Here is an 18,085-nt window from a genome sequence, read left to right as displayed (position 1 = left end):
CATGCGTCACACGTCATGCGTCACATGAATGTGGGAGTCAAGATGAAACTCACGGTGTTCGGAGCCACGGGCGGGGTCGGCCACGAGGTGGTGCGGCAGGCGCTCGAAGCGGGTCACGAGGTGACGGCTGTCGTCCGCGACCCGGCGCGGCTGGACGTACCGGCGCACGAACGGCTGCGGGTGGCGGTGGTGCGGGACCTCTCCGACGAGGACGCGCTCGTTCCGGTGCTGGAGGGTCAGGAGGCGGTGGTCTCCGCGCTCGGCCCGACGAGCAACAAGCAGGCCAGGCTCACCCCGATCGCGGGACCGGCCCTGCGGTCGATCGTCTCCGCGATGGACCGGGCCGGGGTGAGCCGCCTGTCGGCGGTCAGCGCGGCGCCGCTGGGTCCGCTCACGCCGCAGGACGGGGCTCTCACCCGGGTCGTGGTGTACCCGCTGCTGCGCAGGGCGCTGCGGGACGTGTACGCGGACCTCACGGTCATGGAGGCGGCGATCGCCGCGAGCCGTACGCAGTGGACGGTGATCCGGCCGCCGCGGCTGCTGGACCGGCCGCACACGGGGACGTACCGGCGAGCGGTCGACGCCAACGTTCCGGGCGGCAAGGTGATCGCCCGGGCGGACGTCGCCGACGCCCTCCTGACCACCCTGTCCGACCCCTCGACGTCGGGCCACACCATCGGCGTCGCCGCGTAGCCGCAGGCCGGGGGGGGGGCGTGCCGCTGCGCGGGGCTAGGGGCGTACCACTGCGCGGGCCCGGCGGGCGTACCGCTGCGCGGGGCTGGATCTCGGCCGGCATCGGCGCACGATCCAGCCCCGCCCGGGGGCTACGCCTTGCGGGCCCGCGTCGCCTTCTTCGCGGCGGCCGGGGCCGCCGCCTTCTTGGCGGGAGCCGCCGCCTTCTTCCGCGCGGCCGCCTTCTTCACCGGCCGGGCCGGCTCCGAGGCCGCGGCGTCGGAGATGCGGTCCGCGCCCAGGATGTCCCGCAGGAACTTGCCCGTGTGGCTCGCGCCCACCGAGGCGACCTGCTCCGGCGTGCCCTCGGCGACGACGAGGCCGCCTCCATACCCGCCCTCGGGACCCATGTCCACGACCCAGTCGGCGGTCTTGACGACATCGAGGTTGTGCTCGATGACGATCACCGTGTTGCCCTTGTCGACCAGCCCCGACAGCACCTTGATCAGCTTCGAGATGTCCTCGAAGTGCAGACCCGTCGTCGGCTCGTCCAGGACGTACACCGTCCGCCCCGTCGAGCGCTTCTGGAGCTCAGAGGCCAGCTTCACGCGCTGCGCCTCACCACCCGAGAGCGTCGGCGCCGACTGGCCGAGGCGGACGTACCCGAGCCCCACCTCGTTCAGCGTCTTCAGGTGCCGCGAGATCGTCGGGACCGCCTCGAAGAAGCCCGCGGCCTCCTCGATCGGCATGTTCAGGACCTCGGCGATGGACTTGCCCTTGTAGTGGACCTCCAGCGTCTCCCGGTTGTACCGGTCGCCGTGGCAGACCTCGCACGGGACGTACACGTCCGGCAGGAAGTTCATCTCGATCTTGATCGTGCCGTCGCCGGAGCAGTTCTCGCAGCGGCCGCCCTTCACGTTGAAGGAGAAGCGGCCCGGCAGATAGCCGCGCACCTTCGCCTCCATCGTCTCCGCGAAGAGCTTGCGGACGTGGTCGAAGACACCGGTGTACGTGGCCGGGTTGGACCGGGGGGTCCGGCCGATCGGCGACTGGTCCACGTGCACGACCTTGTCGACGAGGTCGTCGCCGTCCACCCGCGTGTGCCGCCCCGGCACCGACCGCGCGCCGTTGAGCTCGCGGGCCAGGTGCGTGTAGAGGATGTCGTTGACCAGCGTGGACTTGCCGGAGCCCGATACCCCCGTCACCGCCGTGAGCACGCCCAGCGGGAAGGACACGTCGATGTCCCGCAGGTTGTTCTCCTTGGCGCCGTGGACCGTGAGCTTGCGCGAGGGGTCCACGGGGCGGCGCACGTCCGGGAGCGGGATGGACCGCTTGCCGGAGAGGTACTGGCCGGTGATCGACTCGGGGTTCTTCAGCAGCTCCTTCAACGAGCCGCTGTGCACGACCTTGCCGCCGTGCTCACCGGCGCCCGGGCCGATGTCGACGACCCAGTCGGCCACCTTGATGGTGTCCTCGTCGTGCTCGACGACGATGAGGGTGTTGCCCATGTCGCGCAGCCGGACGAGGGTTTCGATCAGCCGGTGGTTGTCCCGCTGGTGCAGGCCGATCGAAGGCTCGTCCAGCACGTACAGCACGCCCACCAGGCCGGAGCCGATCTGCGTGGCGAGGCGGATGCGCTGGGCCTCGCCGCCCGAGAGGGTGCCGGCGGCGCGGTTGAGCGAGAGGTAGTCCAGGCCGACGTCGACGAGGAAGCGGAGCCGCTCGTTGACCTCCTTGAGGACCCGCTCGGCGATCTTCTTGTCGCGGGCGTCGAGCTTGAGGCGCCCGAGGAAGTCCGCGCACTCGCTGATCGACATCGCGGCGACATCGGCGATCGAGCGGTCCATCACCGTCACCGCGAGCACGATCGGCTTGAGCCGGGTGCCCTGGCAGGTGGGACACGGCACCTCGCGCATGTAGCCCTCGAAGCGCTCGCGGCTGGCGTCGCTCTCGGACTCCGAGTGACGGCGCTTCACGAACGGCACCGCGCCCTCGAAGGCCGTGGTGTAGGCCCGCTCGCGCCCGTACCGGTTGCGGTAGCGGACCTCGATCTGCGTCTTGTGGCCGTACAGCAGGGCCTTCTTCGCCCGCAGCGGCAGCCCCGCCCAGGCGATGTCGGTGCGGAAGCCGAGCTCCGTGGCGAGCGCGCCGACCAGCCGCTGGAAGTAGTCCTTGGTGTGGCCGAGCGACCACGGCGAGACCGCGCCCTCGTCGAGGGACTTGTCCTCGTCCGGGACGATCAGCTCCGGGTCCACCTCCATGCGCGTACCGATGCCGGTGCACTCGGGGCAGGCGCCGAAGGGCGAGTTGAAGGAGAAGGAGCGCGGCTCCAGCTCCTCGAAGGAGAGGTCGTCGTACGGGCAGTAGAGGTGCTCGGAGTACATCCGCTCACGCTCGGGGTCGTCCTCCGCGAGGTCGACGAAGTCCAGGATCACCATGCCGCCGGACAGCCCGAGGGCGGTCTCCACGGAGTCCGTCAGCCGGCGCTTGGCGCTGTCCTTGACGGTGAGGCGGTCGATGACCACCTCGATGGTGTGCTTCTCCTGCTTCTTCAGCGAGGGCGGCTCGGAGAGCTGGATCGTCTCCCCGTCCACCCGGGCCCGGCTGTAGCCCTTGGTCTGGAGGTCGGCGAAGAGGTCGACGAACTCGCCCTTGCGCTCGCGCACCAGCGGCGAGAGCACCTGGAAGCGACTGCCCTCGGGCAGGGCGAGCACCTTGTCGACGATCGCCTGCGGCGACTGCCGCGAGATCGGCCGGCTGCACTCGGGGCAGTGGGGCTTGCCGATGCGCGCGAAGAGCAGGCGGAGGTAGTCGTAGACCTCGGTGATGGTGCCGACGGTGGAGCGGGGGTTGCGCGAGGTGGACTTCTGGTCGATGGAGACGGCCGGGGAGAGGCCCTCGATGAAGTCGACGTCGGGCTTGTCCATCTGCCCGAGGAACTGGCGGGCGTAGGAGGACAGCGACTCGACGTAGCGGCGCTGACCCTCGGCGAAGATCGTGTCGAAGGCCAGGGAGGACTTGCCCGACCCCGAGAGTCCGGTGAAGACGATGAGCGAGTCGCGCGGCAGGTCAAGAGAGACGTTCTTGAGGTTGTGCTCGCGAGCGCCACGAACGATGAGACGGTCGGTCACGCCGGTCCGCACCTTTCTTGAGAGAGCGGGGGCACGGGCCCCCGTCCCAAGGGTATTGGGGGGCGCCTCTGCGGTGGAGTGGGAGACTGGACTCCGAGCGTATAGCACGTGCATTCGATTTTCGGCACTCCGCAGCCCTCTTCACCCGATCGTGTGGCGAGGGCCCCACGGCCACTAGGCTCGGCCGCATGACTGATCATGCGCACGACCTGCGATCCGTTCACGAGGCCACCGATCGACTGCTGACCGCGGTCGCGAAGCTGGACAACGCGAAGCTGGCCGAAGAGTCACTTCTCCCCGGCTGGACCCGCGGCCACGTCCTGGCGCACCTCGCCCGGAACGCGGACGCCCTGGTCGAGGTCTTCGAAGGCCGCCCGATGTACGAGAGCGCCACCTCCCGGGAATCCGACATCGAGCGCGACGCGGTGCGTCCCCTGCTGGAACAGCTCGAGGACGTCCGGAATTCCGCGGACCGCTGGCAGGCCGTCGCCGAGCGCCCGCAGGACTGGACCCGCACCGTGGAACTGCGCAACGGGGTCACGGACACGGCGGCCCGGGTGCCCTTCCGGCGCCTGATCGAGGTCGAGCTGCACCACGTCGACCTGAACATCGGCTACGAGCTGTCCGACCTCCCGGACGAGTTCGCCGAGCGCGAGATCGCCTTCCTCGCCGACCGCTGGTCGGGCCGCCCGGAGGTCCCGCCGGTCACCCTGTGGCTCGGGTACGACGGCACCGGACCCCTCTGGCACACCGGCGGCACGGAGGGTGCGCCCATCACCCTGGCCGGCACCCGCGACGAGCTGCTCGGCTGGCTCGCGGGCCGCGGGGACCGCGGCGCGCACCTCACCCTCATCGAAGGCGGCCACCTCCCCGAGCTGCCCCCGCTCTAGCCCGGACGACACCCTTAGGATCGAGAACATGACGTACAGCGGAGCAGTCAAGGTCGGCGGTCCGGCCGACGTGCACGAACTCTCGGACCTGATGATTTCCAAGGTCGCGGTGGGCCCGATGAACAACAACGCCTACCTGCTGCGCTGCCGGGCCACCGACGCGCAGCTGCTGATCGACGCGGCCGCGGAGCCGGAGACCCTGCTGAGCCTGATCGGCGACGGCGGCATCGCCTCCGTGGTCACCACCCACCGGCACGGCGACCACTGGGGCGCGCTGGCGGACGTGGTCGCGGCGACCGGCGCGCGGACGTACGCGGGCGCCCACGACGCGGAGGGCATCCCGGTCACCACCGACGTGCTCGTCGCGGACGGGGACACGATCACGGTCGGACGGGTCACGCTGACCGCCCGCCACCTGGTCGGACACACCCCCGGCTCGATCGCGCTGGTCTACGACGACCCGCACGGCCACGCGCACGTGTTCACCGGCGACTGCCTCTTCCCGGGCGGCGTCGGCAACACCTCGGGCGACCAGAAGGCCTTCACCAGCCTGCTCGACGACGTGGAGAACAAGCTGTTCGGCGAGCTGTCGGACGAGACCTGGGTCTACCCCGGCCACGGCAACGACACCACGCTCGGCGCCGAGCGCCCCCACCTGGCCGAATGGCGCGAGCGCGGCTGGTAGCGGGCACCGAAGGGGGCGCCGGCCCGTCAACCTCACGCCGGGCCGCACCCCCTTCCGGTCATTGACGGCCGAACGCACGTCCTGAGGGGGCGGGGCGGGGTAATTGCTGCACCATGCAACACGAACCCTCCCCCGCGGCCCCCACCGCGCCGTCCGCCGCACCCTCCTCCCCACCCCCCTCGATGCTCCGGCTCGCCGCGGCCTCCCTCGTCGGCACCGCCATCGAGTTCTACGACTTCTTCGTCTACGGCACCGCCGCCGCCCTGGTGCTCGGCCCGCTCTTCTTCCCTTCCTTCTCGCCGCTCGCCGGGACCCTCGCCGCCTTCGGCACCTTCGGCGTCGGCTTCCTCGCCCGGCCCCTCGGCTCCGCCGTCTTCGGCCACGTCGGCGACCGGTACGGCCGGCGCCCGGTGCTCCTCGCCTCCCTGCTGCTCACCGGCCTGGCCACGGTGGCGGTGGGCTGCGTGCCCTCGTACGCCTCCATCGGGATGGCCGCGCCGGTCCTACTGGTCCTGCTGCGCTTCCTCCAGGGCCTCGGCCTCGGCGGGGAGTGGGGCGGCGCGGTGCTGCTGACCTCGGAGCACGCCCCCGAGGGGCGGCGCGGGCTGTGGTCGAGCTTCCCGCAGATGGGTCCGGCGGTGGGGTTCCTGCTGGCCAACGGCCTGATGCTGACCCTGTCGAGCACGCTGTCCGACGGGCAGTTCGCCGCCTGGGGCTGGCGGGTGCCGTTCTGGGTGGCGGGGCTGCTGGCCCTGAGCGGACTGTGGCTGCGCCGCTCGGTGGAGGAGACCCCGCAGTTCCGCGCCCTGGCCGAGACCGGCCACCGGGCCGAAGCCCCGCTGGCCGAGGTCCTACGGGGCCACTGGCGCCTGCTCCTGCTGACCGGCGGGGCCCTGGCCGTGGGCTACGCCGTCTTCTACGCGGTCACCACCTGGTCCCTCGCGTACGCCACCGAGCACCTCGGCGTGCACCGCTCCGTGATGCTGGCCTGCATCATGGTGGCCGTCGCCCTCAAGGGGGCGGCCACCCCGGTGATCGCGGTGCTCGGCGACCGCTACGGCCGGCGCCCGCTGTGCCTGGCGGGCTGCACGGCCTCGGCCCTGTGGATGTTCCCCTTCGTGGCGCTGCTGCGCACCGCGGACCCGCTGCTGATGACGGTGGGCCTGTTCGGCGCCCTGCTCGGCATGGTGACGATGTTCGCGGTGGTGGGCGCGTACCTGCCCGAGCTGTACGCCCCGCGCATCCGCTGCACCGGCGCGGCCGTCGGCTACAACCTCGGCGGGGTGCTGGGCGGCGCGCTGACCCCGATCGTTGCGACGGCGCTGGCGGACGGCTCCGGGCCGCCGTGGGCCGTCGCCGTGTACCTGACGGCGATCGCCCTGGTCTCGCTGGCCTGCTTCTCGCTGCTGCCGGAGACCAACCCGGTGCTCGTCCGGCAGCGGACGGGCTCGGACGCGGAGAAGGGGGCGGCCGAAGCGGCCGCCCCCGTGTAGCCACCCGGTCGCTCAGCCGCTCTTGTCCTCGGTCGTCGGCTTGTGTCCCGGGTACAGGTGGCCGGGGGTCACGATGCCGGTGACGGCCTCTCCGAAGAGGGTGCTGGGCTCCTGGCCCTTGTACAGGTCGTCGGTGTTCAGCACGATGACCATGGTGGCCTGCTCCTCCGGCAGGTAGACGGTCAGCGTCTCGTACCCGGGCAGCGAGCCGTTGTGGCCGATCCAGCCCTGGACGTTGAAGATGCCGAGCCCGTAGCCCGCGCCGGGAATGATGCCGATCGGCTGGGTCTTCAGCCGCTCGGCCTGGGTCGCGGGGGTCAGCAGGGTGCCGGTGGCGAGGGTCTTCGCCCAGCTGCGCAGGTCCTCCAGGTCGGAGACCATCGCTCCGGCGGACCAGGCCCAGGACGGGTCCCAGTCGGTCGCGTCCACGATCTTCCCGCTGGGCAGGTCGTTGGTGTAGCCGTGCGCGTGCGGCTCGGGGAACTCCGTGCCGACGGGGAAGAGCGTGCGGCCGCTCAGCCCGGCGGGCTTCACCACGTCCTGATCGATGACCTCATGGATCGGCCGGCCGGTGATCTTCTCCACCAGCAGGCCGAGCAGGATCAGGTTGGTGTTGGAGTACTCGAACTTCGCGCCCGGCTCGAAGTTCACCGGGTGCTTGAAGGAGATGTCGAGCAGCTGCTGCGGCGTGAAGGTGGAGGTGCCGTTGAGCTCCTTGTCGAAGCCCGGGTCCTCGCTGTAGTTGAAGAGCCCGCTGCGCATGCCCGCCAGTTCGCGCAGGGTGATGCGGTCCCCGTTCGGGACGCCGCTGATGTACTTGCCGATCGGGTCGTCCAGGGAGAGCTTGCCCTGGTCCACGAGTTGGAGGAGGGCGGTGACCGTGAACGTCTTGGTCTCGCTGCCGATCCGGACCCCGAGATCGGGCTTCATGGGCGCGCCGGTCGCCTTGTCTGCCACGCCGAAGGACTTCACGTAGCTGCCCTTGCCCGGAGACCACAGGCCTACGGTCACGCCGGGCACCTTCGCCAGGTCCATCACCTCGCGCACGGCCGCGTCCAGTCGGGCGGCGACGGCCGGCGTGAGCTGCGGGAACTCCGTATCGCCGTCCGGGGACGGGGCGGCGGACGCGGACGGAGCCGGGGCGGTCGCCCCGTACGCGGAGCCCGCGACGGCCGGGCTGATGAGCATGCCGGCGGCGGCAACCGCCACACAGGCCCTGCGCATCCTGATGCGGGTCGGCCTCATGGGTCGGCCTCCTGTCGTACGACGACGAGGGCAACGTCCCACCAGCCTAGGCCCGTGCCACCCCGGTCGCGCGGCGACCGGGGTGGCACCGGATCAGGCGTCGATGCGCTCCGGGCCGGCCCCGGCGGCCTCGGCGGCCTCGGCCTCGGCCTGCTTCTTCGAGGCGATCAGGCTGGTGATCGTGGTGATCACCAGGACACCGCAGATGACGCCCAGGGAGACCGGGATGGAGATCTGCGGGACGTGCAGGCCCGACTCGTGCAGGGCGTGCAGCACGAGCTTGATGCCGATGAAGCCGAGGATGACGGAGAGGCCGTAGCTGAGGTGGACCAGCTTCTTGAGCAGGCCGCCGATGAGGAAGTACAGCTGGCGCAGACCCATCAGCGCGAAGGCGTTGGCGGTGAAGACGATGTACGGGTCCTGGGTGAGGCCGAAGATCGCGGGGATCGAGTCCAGGGCGAACAGCACGTCGGTGGTGCCGATGGCGAGCATGACGACCATCAGCGGGGTCAGGACGCGCTTGCCGTTGCTCTGGATGAAGAGCTTGGTGCCGTGGTAGCGGTCGGCGACGCCGAACTTCTTCTCGATGGACTTCAGGAGGCGGTTCTCCTCGAACTCCTCTTCCTCCTCGTCCTTGCGGGCTTCCTGGATCAGCTTCCACGCGGTGTAGATGAGGAACGCGCCGAAGATGTAGAAGACCCACGAGAAGTTGGTGATGATCGCGGCGCCGGCGGCGATGAAGATGGCGCGCAGCACCAGGGCGATCAGCACGCCGATCAGCAGCACGCGCTGCTGGAGCTGTGAGGGGACCGCGAACTTCGCCATGATCAGGACGAAGACGAAGAGGTTGTCCACGCTCAGGGACTTCTCGGTGATGAAACCGGCGAAGAACTCCTGCGAGGCCTGGCCGTGGCCGAACACCAGCAGGCCGAGTCCGAAGAGCACCGCGAGGACGATCCAGACGACCGTCCAGATGCCCGCCTCCTTCATGGAGACGTCGTGCGGCTTGCGGCCGATGAAGAAATCGGCGCCGATGAGGATGCCCAGACCGAGAATGGTCAGCACCCAGAGGGTCAACGAAACATCCACTATAAACACGCCTCCGGCAGATGGCTCAGCACTTGGTCAGCGTCATCGCTGCCGGAGGTCTCTTCCACCCGGACGGCCAGGAGGCCACGGGCCGGCGCCCCGGGACCGATTGCAGTCCGTATTGACGGGCACGCCGTAGCAGGAAAGCAGGAATACTCCCCTCCGCGTTCACCAGGGTACCCGCCGTGGGCACATTAGGTAAAGGGGAACCCAAGAACTGGTCAGCGGCCGGTCATCGAGGCCGGGCGGCGGACCGCCCGGCAGGCGCTACCGCGCGCCGCCCCGGGCCGCCGCAACCCGCTCCAGCGCCTGGTCAAGGACCCTGCTGCCCTGCGGGGGCAGATCCGGCTCGAAGATCCAGGCGTGGTGGACCCAGGGGTCGGCGAGGTGGTTGTCCGGTACGGGCGACAGCCGCATCAGCGAGCGCCACAGCGGATCCAGCAGCGGCCCGTAGGCCGAGGCCTCGTCACGGTCAGCAACCATCAGCAGGTGCACGCCGACCGCCGGCCCCTCGTCGGCGAGGTAGCGCAAACGGGTGACGGCACGGTCGTCGAACCCGTGCGGGAAGTCGTGCACGATCAGCAGCTGGTCGGAGGTGTCCACATCGGCCGGCAGATCCTCGGGAGCCCCGGCCCGCACCGCCATCTGTACGAGGTCCACCCGGCGGGTCAGCCGCTCCAGGGTCTCGGTGACCCCCGCGGCCCCGGCGGCGGGCGCCCCGGCCAGCACTCCGGCGCGCACCAGCGGGGCCAGCGAGGCGGCTCCGGCACCGGCCGCGTCGATGACGTGGACGGCGAACCGGTCGGCGGGGTGGGCGGCCAGCATCCGCGCCGCGTGCGCGACGGCCATGTCCATGGCGGCCCGGCGCAGCCGGTCGGTGTCCATCGCCATGGCCGCCTCGGAGCCGGTGCGGCCGTTGTCGATCCACAGGCCGCGCTCCAGCGGGACCCGCACCAGCATGGGGATGCGCAGGTCGGGCCGCTCGGGCAGGTGGAGGTCGCCCAGGCGCAGGGCGAGGGGCGCCTCGGCGGGCACGGAGTGCGCCTGCCAGACCGGGTTGTCCCAGCGCGCGTACGCGGCGGGCAGCGCGGGCTCGACCACCTCGGACTCGGCGGTGAGCTGGACCAGGTCCCGGTCGAGGACTTCCTGCGCCCGCGCGACCAGTTCCTCGCGGCGGGCCCGGGCGGTGTCCCGGGCGGCGTTTCCGGAGCCGCCGAGCCGGTGGCGGGGGTCTGACAGCGCCTCGTCGAGCTCGCGGTCCATCCGGGAGTCGGCGAACTCGACGGCGCCGCGGTAGGCGGCGACGGCGCGGGCCAGGTCCTCGAACATGCCCCAGACCTGGTTGTAGAGCCGCTCCTCCATGGACCAGCCACTCGCGTCCCCGGCGACGGGGCGGGGCGCCTCGCCCGGCCGCGGCGGTGCGGCGGGGCGCGGCCCTGGCTCGGGCGACTCGGTGCTGGTGCGGCGGCGCGGGTGGGCGTAGCTGATGGTGGGCGGACCGCCCGCGGTGTCCGTGCCCGGCTCCGGGGGCATCGGCGGGGGCGTGGGGGCGGCCGGCACGTCCTGCGGTGCCGGGGCCGGCGTCTGGGCCGCGGCCGGGGCCCGGAGCCCGCGCGGAACGGTCGGGGCCGGGCCGCCGGGCATGACGGCCAGGGTGATGTCCCCGGCAGGCGCCGTGCCCAGGGCGGCGGCGGCCAGTTCGACCGCGGCCGGGGCGGGCAGCCCGGCGTCGGTCAGGAGCGCACCGAGGCCGGCGGCGTACCCCTGGCCGACGGCGCGCACCTTCCAGGCGCCCTGGCGCCGGTACAGCTCCAGGGCCACGACGGCGGTCTCCGACTCCAGTCCGGTCAGCGTGTACCCGGCGAGCTCGGCGCCCTCCGGGTCGGCCACGGACACGTAGGAGGCGGGGACCGCGCCGAACCGCGGCGGGCCGCCGGGCGGCAGGACCAGCACGAAGCCGACCCGGTGGACGGCCGGTGCGACCGCGTCGAGGTCGACCGCTATGCGGTGCTGCCCGGAGGCCTCCCCGGGCACTTCGAGCCCGGGGAGGGTGCGGGCGCCCGGGTGGGCGACCGCACCGGGGCCGGCGAGCCGGCCCGTGTCGTCGCCGAGCTGGGCCAGGGCGAGCACGGGTGTGCCCGCCGAGACCCTGACCTCCACCCGGCTCCGGGACAGGGGGTGGTTCTGTCCCCGGACCAGTTCGGCCGTCATCGTGCAGCCCCTCCCCCGTACCCGTTCTTCCGCCGGGCCCTCGATCGTGCCCGGTCCTGCTGTGCCGTGCTGTTGTGCTGTTGCGCTGTGCTGCCGTACTGCCGTGCTGCCGTGCTGCCGGTCCTGCTTACAGGTGCGGCAGGATCGCCGGCATCAGGTCCTGGAAGGTACGGCCGTTGGCCGGGTTGCCGAGGGCCGTCATCTGCCAGCCGGCGCCGACGCGCGACACCTTCGCCATGATCTGAGCGGTGTACTGGCCGCCACCGTCCAGCGTGTAGCGGGCCAGCTCCTGGCCGTTGGTCTCGTCGACGATGCGGCAGAAGGCGTTCTCCACCTCCTGGAACGTCTGGCCGGTGAAGGAGTTCACCGTGAAGACGATCTGGTCGATGTGCACCGGCACGCGCTGCAGGTCGACGAGGATCGACTCGTCGTCCCCGCCCTGGCCGACGCCGCCGACGAGGTTGTCACCGGTGTGCTTGACCGAGCCGTCGTCGCTCTGCAGGTGCCGGAAGAAGACGACGTCCACGGGCTGCTTGTCGGCGAAGAGCACCGCCGAGGCGTCGAGGTCGATCTCCCGGGTCCGCGAGCCGAACAGCCCCCGGCGCTTGGCCGCCTGCCAGCCGAGGCCCATGCGGACCGCGGTCAGCGTGCCTCCGTCCGCCTTCTGCAGACTGATGGCCTGACCCTTGGTCATGTTGACCGTCACGCGCTGTCCCCTCTCCATAGCCCTCCCCCGATGGGGGTGCGCAGCGTGTACCTGCGGCTGGTGCCAACCCTACTGACCGCCTCCGGGTCAGGCGAGGCCCGCTTCCTTCATCTGTCGCAGCTCCTTCTTCAGCTCGCCGACCTCGTCCCGGATCCGGGCCGCGACCTCGAACTGCAGCTCCGCGGCCGCGCCCCGCATCCGTTCGGTCATCTGCTCGATGAGTGAGGCCAGTTCGGCGGCGGGACGGTCGGTCGCGACCACGGGACCCTTCGCTCCCTTGGCGCCCTTGGCCCCGGCCTTGCCGCCCGACGCGGCCTGCGCCGCCTTGCCGCCCAGCGCCGGGACGGGCGCCTTGAGGGCCTTGCCGTCCTTCGTCTGCCGGTAGCCGGTGCCGAGGAGCTCCTCGGTGTCGAGCTCCTCGCGGGCGATCGTGGCCACGATGTCGTTGATCTTCTTGCGCAGCGGCTGCGGGTCGATCCCGTGGGCCGTGTTGTAGGCGACCTGCTTCTCGCGGCGCCGGTTCGTCTCGTCGATCGCCTGGGCCATCGCCGGGGTGATGCTGTCCGCGTACATGTGGACCTGGCCGGAGACGTTGCGCGCCGCGCGGCCGATGGTCTGGATCAGCGAGGTCCCCGACCGCAGGAAGCCCTGCTTGTCGGCGTCGAGGATCGCCACGAGCGACACCTCCGGCAGGTCCAGGCCCTCGCGCAGCAGGTTGATGCCGACCAGGACGTCGTACTCGCCGGCCCGCAGCTCGCGCAGCAGCTCGATGCGGCGCAGGGTGTCCACGTCGCTGTGCAGGTAGCGGACCTGGATGCCGAGCTCCAGGAAGTAGTCGGTGAGGTCCTCGGCCATCTTCTTGGTGAGGGTGGTGACCAGGACCCGCTCGTCCTTCTCCACCCGCTGGCGGATCTCGTGGACCAGGTCGTCGATCTGGCCCTCGGTGGGCTTGACCACGACCTCCGGGTCGATGAGCCCGGTCGGGCGGATGATCTGCTCGACGAAGCCGTCGCCGCGCGAGAGCTCGTACTTGCCCGGGGTGGCCGACAGGTAGACGGTCTGGCCGATCCGCTCCTGGAACTCCTCCCACTTCAGCGGCCGGTTGTCGAGGGCCGACGGGAGCCGGAAGCCGTGGTCGACGAGGGTCCGCTTGCGGGAGGCGTCGCCCTCGTACATCGCGCCGATCTGGGGCACGGTGACGTGCGATTCGTCGATGACGAGGAGGAAGTCCTCGGGGAAGTAGTCGATGAGGGTGTTCGGGGCGGAGCCGCGCTCCCGGTCGTCCATGTGCAGCGAGTAGTTCTCGATGCCGGAGCAGGAGCCGATCTGGCGCATCATCTCCAGGTCGTAGGTGGTGCGCATGCGCAGGCGCTGCGCCTCCAGCATCTTGCCCTGCTTCTCCAGCTCGGCGAGGCGCTCGGCGAGCTCGGCCTCGATGCCGCGGACCGCCTTCTCCATGCGCTCGGGGCCGGCGACGTAGTGGCTGGCGGGGAAGACGTAGAGCTCGCGGTCCTCGCTGATCACCTCGCCGGTCAGCGGGTGCAGGGTGGACAGGGCCTCGATCTCGTCGCCGAACATCTCGATGCGGACGGCCAGTTCCTCGTAGACCGGGAAGATCTCGATGGTGTCGCCGCGCACCCGGAAGGTGCCCCGGGTGAAGGCCACGTCGTTGCGGGTGTACTGGATGTCGACGAAGCGGCGCAGGAGCTGGTCCCGGTCCATCTCCTCGCCGACCTTGAGGGGGACCATGCGGTCCACGTACTCCTGCGGGGTGCCGAGGCCGTAGATGCAGGACACCGAGGCGACGACGATGACGTCGCGCCGGGTGAGGAGGGAGTTCGTCGCGGAGTGGCGCAGCCGCTCCACCTCCTCGTTGATCGAGGAGTCCTTCTCGATGTAGGTGTCCGACTGCGGTACGTACGCCTCGGGCTGGTAGTAGTCGTAGTACGAGACGAAGTACTCGACCGCGTTGTTCGGCAGGAGCTCGCGGAACTCGTTCGCCAGCTGGGCGGCGAGCGTCTTGTTCGGCGCCATCACCAGGGTGGGCCGCTGGAGCTTCTCGATCATCCAGGCGGTCGTCGCCGACTTGCCGGTTCCGGTCGCGCCGAGCAGCACGACATCCTTCTCACCTGCACGGATGCGCTTCTCCAGCTCGGCGATGGCCGCCGGCTGGTCGCCGCTGGGCGTGTAGGAGCTGACGACCTCGAAAGGCGCCACCGTGCGTTCGATCTTCGATACGGGCCGCATGGGGTCAACCGTACGACCACCCACTGACACTCGGTGCCCGCCCGCCCCGGGCCGAGGGGTGCGGGCCTGGTCCGTTTGTCGTAGTTCGGTGGCGGCCCGGTGATCGTCAACCCCATGATCGCCGTACGCGGCTCTCCCTGAAAGTGCGTCGGAAACGCACAGCCGCCCGTGCCCCGCCGCAACGAATGCCGCTCCACGCCCGTTTGACGGCAGGAGCAGGGCCCATGACCCGAGGAGAACGCGCATGTACGTCCGATCCGCCGCCGCGGCCACCGCCGCCTTCCTTGGACTCACCCTGACCATGTGCGCCGCGGGCACCGCCTCGGCCGCGCCCGGTCCGGACTGGCTGTCCAACCCGATCGTGTACGCCCACCGGGGGGCTTCGGCGTACGCCCCGGAGAACACCCTGGAGGCGATCGACCTCGCCATGGAGATGGGCTTCGACTGGGTGGAGAACGACGTCCAGCGCACCAAGGACGGGGAGCTCGTGGTCATCCACGACGACACCCTGGCCCGGACGACCGACGTCGAGCAGGTGTTCCCCGACCGCAAGCCCTGGCGGGTGAAGGACTTCACGGCGGCGGAGATCGCCCGGCTGGACGCCGGCAGCTGGTTCGGCCAGGAGTTCGCGGGCGCCCGCGTCCCGACCCTGCGGACGTACATGAACCGGGTCCAGCGCAACCAGCAGCGGCTGCTCCTGGAGATCAAGAAGCCGGAGCTCTACCCGGGGATCGAACGGCAGACCCTGGACGTGCTGGGCGCGACCGGCTGGCTCGAGGAGAACCGCGTGGCCCGCCGGCTGGTCGTCCAGAGCTTCAGCGCCGCCTCGGTCCGCACCGTGCACGAGCTGCGCCCCGACCTGATCACGGCCTTCCTCGGCACCCCGGCCCTCGCCGACCTGCCGCGGTACGCCGAGTTCACCGACCGGATCAACCCCTGGCACACCACCATCAACGGCGACTGGGTCGCCGCGGTGCACGGGCTGCTCGGCGCCCACGGCAAGGCGCTGGAGGTGGACACCTGGATCGTGGACGACGCCGCGACCGCCCGGAAGGTCCAGGACATGGGCGTGGACGGGATCATCACCGACAACCCCGACGTCGTACGGGAAGCGGTCGGCGGCTACTGACGGGCGCGGCGCTGTCAGTGGGGCGCCGTACCGTGAAGGGGTGGACACTCCTGAGCCCCGCGGGCCGCACCTCGAATGGACCGTCGTCGACAGCGGCGTCGCCGACATCGGGCCCCTGCTCCTCGCCGCCACCCCCGAGGGCCTGGTCAAGGTCGAGTTCCATGCCGGACCGGACCGGGTCGAGAAGATGATCGGCGCGCTGATCTCCCGCCTCGGCGCCGACGCCCGGCGCCCGCCGCCGGGCGAGGAGGTCCTGCTGGCCGAGCCGATACGCCAGCTGAACGCCTACTTCGCCGGTACGCTGCGCCGCTTCGAGCTGCCGCTGGACTGGCGGCTCAGCTCCGGCTTCAACCGGCAGGTCCTGCTGGAACTGGACCGCACCGTGCCCTACGGGGCGGTCGTGGGGTACGGCGAACTGGCCGCCCGGGCCGGGGCCCCGGGCGCGGCCCAGGCCGTCGGCAACGCCATGGGCTCGAACCCATTGCCGCTGGTGGTGGCCTGCCACCGGGTCGTGGAGAACGACGGGGGCATCGGCGGCTTCGGCGGCGGCGTGGAGACCAAGCGCCGCCTCCTGGCCCTGGAGGGGGTACTCCCCCAGCCGCTGTTCTGAGGCGCACGGCCGTGCTCCCGATGCTCCCAGCCCTCCCGGAAACCCTGTTCCGCCCGTCCGGCGGGGGGTGCGAAACTGCGGCGGTGACCACACCTTGCGCCGTGCCCGCAGCCCCTCCGCATCCGTGTCGGAGGTGGACCGCGTGAGCACCGCGCCGGGCACCGCCCGGCCCGCCGTCACGGTCACCGCCGCCGACCTGCCCCGGCTGCGGCGGCGCACCTCCGGGGTACTGATCGCCGGCCAGGTGCTGGGCGGGATCGGCGTGCCCATCAGCATCGCCCTCGCCCCGGTCCTGGCCACCGAGGTCAGCGGCACGGAGTCGCTCTCCGGCTTCGCCTCGACCGCCTCCGTGATCGGCACCGCGGCCGTCTCCCTGCCGCTCGCCGCGCTGATGACCGCGCGCGGCCGCCGGCCCGGCCTGGTCCTGGCCTACGTGATCGGCGCGGCCGGGGCCGCCCTCGTCGTCCTCGCCGCCTCGATCAAGAGCTTCCCGCTGCTGATGCTCGGCATGGCCGCCTTCGGAGCCGCCTCCTCCGCCAACCTCCAGGCCCGCTTCGCCGCCGCCGACCTCGCCGAGCCCGACCACCGGGCACGGGCGATCTCCGTCGTCGTCTGGGCCTCCACCATCGGCGCCGTGCTGGGCCCCAACCTCTCCGCCCCGGCCAGCCGCAGCTTCACCGGCACCTCCATACCCCCGATGGCGGGGCCCTTCATATGGGCCGGCGCCATCTTCCTGCTCACCGCGACGCTGATCGGCGTACTCCTGCGCCCGGATCCGCTGCTGACGGCCCGCGCGCTCGCCCCGGCCGAGGACCAGACCCGCGCCGGGCGTTCGCTGCGCGCCGGGTTCGCGGCCGTCAGGGCCTCCCCCAGGGCCCGGCTCGCGCTCCTCACCATCGCGGTGTCACACACCACCATGGTCTCGATCATGGTGATGACCCCGGTCGACCTCGGGCACCACGGAGCCGGGCTCCAGCTCATCGGGCTGGTCATCAGCGGGCACATCGCCGGCATGTTCGGCTTCTCGCCGGTGATGGGCTGGCTCGCGGACCGGATCGGCCGGCTGTCCGTGATCGGGCTCGCCGCCGGGCTGCTCTCCATCGCCGCACTGCTCGCCGGCACGGCCGACGGGAACCACACCCAGAGCGGTGTCGGCCTCTTCCTGCTCGGTCTGGGCTGGTCCGCCGGCATGGTGTCCGGCTCGGCGCTGCTGACCGACTCGGTGCCGCAGCCCGCTCGCGCCGCCGTGCAGGGGCTGGGCGACCTCACCATGAACACGGCCGCCGGAGTCGGCGGCGCCGTCGCCGGGCTGGTCATGTCCCAGGCGGGCTACGGCTGGCTCAACGCGGCCGCCGCCGCCCTGCTGCTGCCGATGGCGGCGCTCGCGCTGTTCACCTCGCGCCGCCGTCCGGTGAAGGCCACGGACACCGGGACGGGGCCCGGCTAGTAGCTGATGTGGTAGGCCTTGCGAAGGGTCTCGTGGACGGTCCAGGTGGTCTTGTCGCCCTCGCGCAGGACGCACGCGGAGCCGGGGCCGACCTCCAGGGTCTCGCCGCCCTCCACCTCGACGGTGGCCCGGCCGCTGACCACAACGAACAGCTCGTTCGCCTCGGTGTCGGTGACCACGCCCGGGGTGATCTGCCAGATCCCGCGCACCTGCGAGCCGTCCGGCGCCTCCCACAGCACCTTGCCGGTCACGACGGGGTTCCCGGAGACGATCTGCGCGGGGTCGAGCTCGTCCACTTCCAGCTCGGAGTCGGGGAAGTCCGGGACGGAGACGGCGAACGAAGCGGGGGCATCACGGTGATCACTTGTGCTCATGCTCCCGGAGCCTAATCGGGACGCCCGGCGCGCCGGGGTGACCAGAGCGTCCAGCGCGCGCCCGCCCCACCCGTCACCCTGTCCATTCTTTGACGCGGACCTCGCACCACTCGGCCCTGGCGGGCCTCCTGGGCTTCGCCCCGCTGCGCCGAACTC

General features: G+C 71.4%; 14 protein-coding genes. 7 read left to right on the top strand and 7 right to left on the bottom strand.

Annotated elements, in window-relative coordinates; all coding sequences use genetic code 11:
* The first annotated feature begins 42 nt into the window (after positions 1-42).
* On the top strand, positions 43-693 hold the full coding sequence (locus tag OG276_RS28970; protein WP_266909632.1) for an NAD(P)-dependent oxidoreductase: 651 nt from the start codon (positions 43-45) through the stop codon (positions 691-693).
* Positions 694-824: 131 nt separating this feature from the next.
* Here the strand turns inward: OG276_RS28970 and uvrA are convergent, their stop codons facing one another.
* A complete protein-coding gene (gene uvrA, locus OG276_RS28965) occupies positions 825-3,803 on the bottom strand; it encodes an excinuclease ABC subunit UvrA (RefSeq protein WP_266909630.1) in 2,979 nt (992 codons plus the stop codon).
* A gap of 188 nt (positions 3,804-3,991) precedes the next feature.
* Between uvrA and OG276_RS28960 the strand changes: the two genes are divergently transcribed.
* The 3 genes from OG276_RS28960 (at position 3,992) to OG276_RS28950 (ending at position 6,871) form a co-directional block, all read left to right on the top strand.
* Positions 3,992-4,693, top strand: coding sequence for a maleylpyruvate isomerase family mycothiol-dependent enzyme (locus tag OG276_RS28960; protein WP_266909628.1), 702 nt, complete (start codon positions 3,992-3,994; stop codon positions 4,691-4,693).
* A gap of 28 nt (positions 4,694-4,721) precedes the next feature.
* On the top strand, positions 4,722-5,378 hold the full coding sequence (locus OG276_RS28955; protein ID WP_266909626.1) for an MBL fold metallo-hydrolase: 657 nt from the start codon (positions 4,722-4,724) through the stop codon (positions 5,376-5,378).
* 182 nt (positions 5,379-5,560) lie between these two features.
* Positions 5,561-6,871: an MFS transporter gene (locus OG276_RS28950; RefSeq protein ID WP_266913198.1), complete on the top strand. Its 1,311-nt coding sequence runs from the start codon at positions 5,561-5,563 to the stop codon at positions 6,869-6,871.
* 12 nt (positions 6,872-6,883) lie between these two features.
* Here the strand turns inward: OG276_RS28950 and OG276_RS28945 are convergent, their stop codons facing one another.
* The 5 genes from OG276_RS28945 to uvrB all read right to left on the bottom strand — a co-directional run bounded on the left by OG276_RS28945 (position 6,884) and on the right by uvrB (position 14,369).
* Entirely contained in the window at positions 6,884-8,116 is a 1,233-nt protein-coding gene (locus OG276_RS28945) for a serine hydrolase (protein ID WP_266909624.1), read from the bottom strand.
* Positions 8,117-8,209: 93 nt separating this feature from the next.
* Positions 8,210-9,205 (bottom strand): TerC family protein, encoded by a 996-nt coding sequence (locus OG276_RS28940; protein WP_266909622.1) that lies wholly within the window; start codon positions 9,203-9,205, stop codon positions 8,210-8,212.
* Positions 9,206-9,472: 267 nt separating this feature from the next.
* Positions 9,473-11,416, bottom strand: coding sequence for a TerD family protein (locus OG276_RS28935; protein WP_266909620.1), 1,944 nt, complete (start codon positions 11,414-11,416; stop codon positions 9,473-9,475).
* A 127-nt stretch (positions 11,417-11,543) separates the two neighbouring features.
* Complete coding sequence (locus OG276_RS28930; protein ID WP_254383773.1) at positions 11,544-12,122, bottom strand: TerD family protein; 579 nt, start codon at positions 12,120-12,122, stop codon at positions 11,544-11,546.
* Between the two features lie 87 nt (positions 12,123-12,209).
* Entirely contained in the window at positions 12,210-14,369 is a 2,160-nt protein-coding gene (uvrB, locus tag OG276_RS28925; protein WP_266909618.1) for an excinuclease ABC subunit UvrB, read from the bottom strand.
* Positions 14,370-14,613: 244 nt separating this feature from the next.
* Here uvrB and OG276_RS28920 point away from each other — a divergent pair, with 244 nt between their 5' ends.
* The 3 genes from OG276_RS28920 to OG276_RS28910 all read left to right on the top strand — a co-directional run bounded on the left by OG276_RS28920 (position 14,614) and on the right by OG276_RS28910 (position 17,555).
* The gene (locus OG276_RS28920) at positions 14,614-15,498 is read left to right on the top strand and encodes a glycerophosphodiester phosphodiesterase family protein (RefSeq protein ID WP_266909616.1); all 885 of its coding nucleotides are present in this window, start codon (positions 14,614-14,616) and stop codon (positions 15,496-15,498) included.
* Positions 15,499-15,538: 40 nt separating this feature from the next.
* A complete protein-coding gene (locus OG276_RS28915) occupies positions 15,539-16,108 on the top strand; it encodes a methylated-DNA--[protein]-cysteine S-methyltransferase (protein ID WP_266909614.1) in 570 nt (189 codons plus the stop codon).
* 142 nt (positions 16,109-16,250) lie between these two features.
* Positions 16,251-17,555, top strand: coding sequence for an MFS transporter (locus OG276_RS28910; protein ID WP_266909612.1), 1,305 nt, complete (start codon positions 16,251-16,253; stop codon positions 17,553-17,555).
* Here OG276_RS28910 and OG276_RS28905 read toward each other — a convergent pair.
* The gene (locus OG276_RS28905) at positions 17,552-17,929 is read right to left on the bottom strand and encodes a cupin domain-containing protein (RefSeq protein WP_266909610.1); all 378 of its coding nucleotides are present in this window, start codon (positions 17,927-17,929) and stop codon (positions 17,552-17,554) included. The genes OG276_RS28910 and OG276_RS28905 overlap by 4 nt on opposite strands.
* Positions 17,930-18,085 lie beyond the last annotated feature (156 nt).

The organism is Streptomyces sp. NBC_00086 (genome assembly GCF_026343255.1).
Taxonomy (GTDB): Bacteria; Actinomycetota; Actinomycetes; order Streptomycetales; family Streptomycetaceae; genus Streptomyces.
Note: the sequence above shows the minus strand (reverse complement) of the source record. Positions and strands in the feature narration are given on the sequence as shown.

Bases quoted from the DNA above. Each gene is read 5' to 3' on its own strand.
- OG276_RS28970 (WP_266909632.1), top strand. From the start codon at position 43: ATGAAACTCACGGTGTTCGGAGCCACGGGCGGGGTCGGCCACGAGGTG.
- OG276_RS28960 (WP_266909628.1), top strand. From the start codon at position 3,992: ATGACTGATCATGCGCACGACCTGCGATCCGTTCACGAGGCCACCGAT.
- OG276_RS28955 (WP_266909626.1), top strand. From the start codon at position 4,722: ATGACGTACAGCGGAGCAGTCAAGGTCGGCGGTCCGGCCGACGTGCAC.
- OG276_RS28950 (WP_266913198.1), top strand. From the start codon at position 5,561: ATGCTCCGGCTCGCCGCGGCCTCCCTCGTCGGCACCGCCATCGAGTTC.
- OG276_RS28945 (WP_266909624.1), bottom strand. From the start codon at position 8,116: ATGAGGCCGACCCGCATCAGGATGCGCAGGGCCTGTGTGGCGGTTGCC.
- OG276_RS28935 (WP_266909620.1), bottom strand. From the start codon at position 11,416: ATGACGGCCGAACTGGTCCGGGGACAGAACCACCCCCTGTCCCGGAGC.
- uvrB (WP_266909618.1), bottom strand. From the start codon at position 14,369: ATGCGGCCCGTATCGAAGATCGAACGCACGGTGGCGCCTTTCGAGGTC.
- OG276_RS28920 (WP_266909616.1), top strand. From the start codon at position 14,614: ATGTACGTCCGATCCGCCGCCGCGGCCACCGCCGCCTTCCTTGGACTC.
- OG276_RS28905 (WP_266909610.1), bottom strand. From the start codon at position 17,929: ATGAGCACAAGTGATCACCGTGATGCCCCCGCTTCGTTCGCCGTCTCC.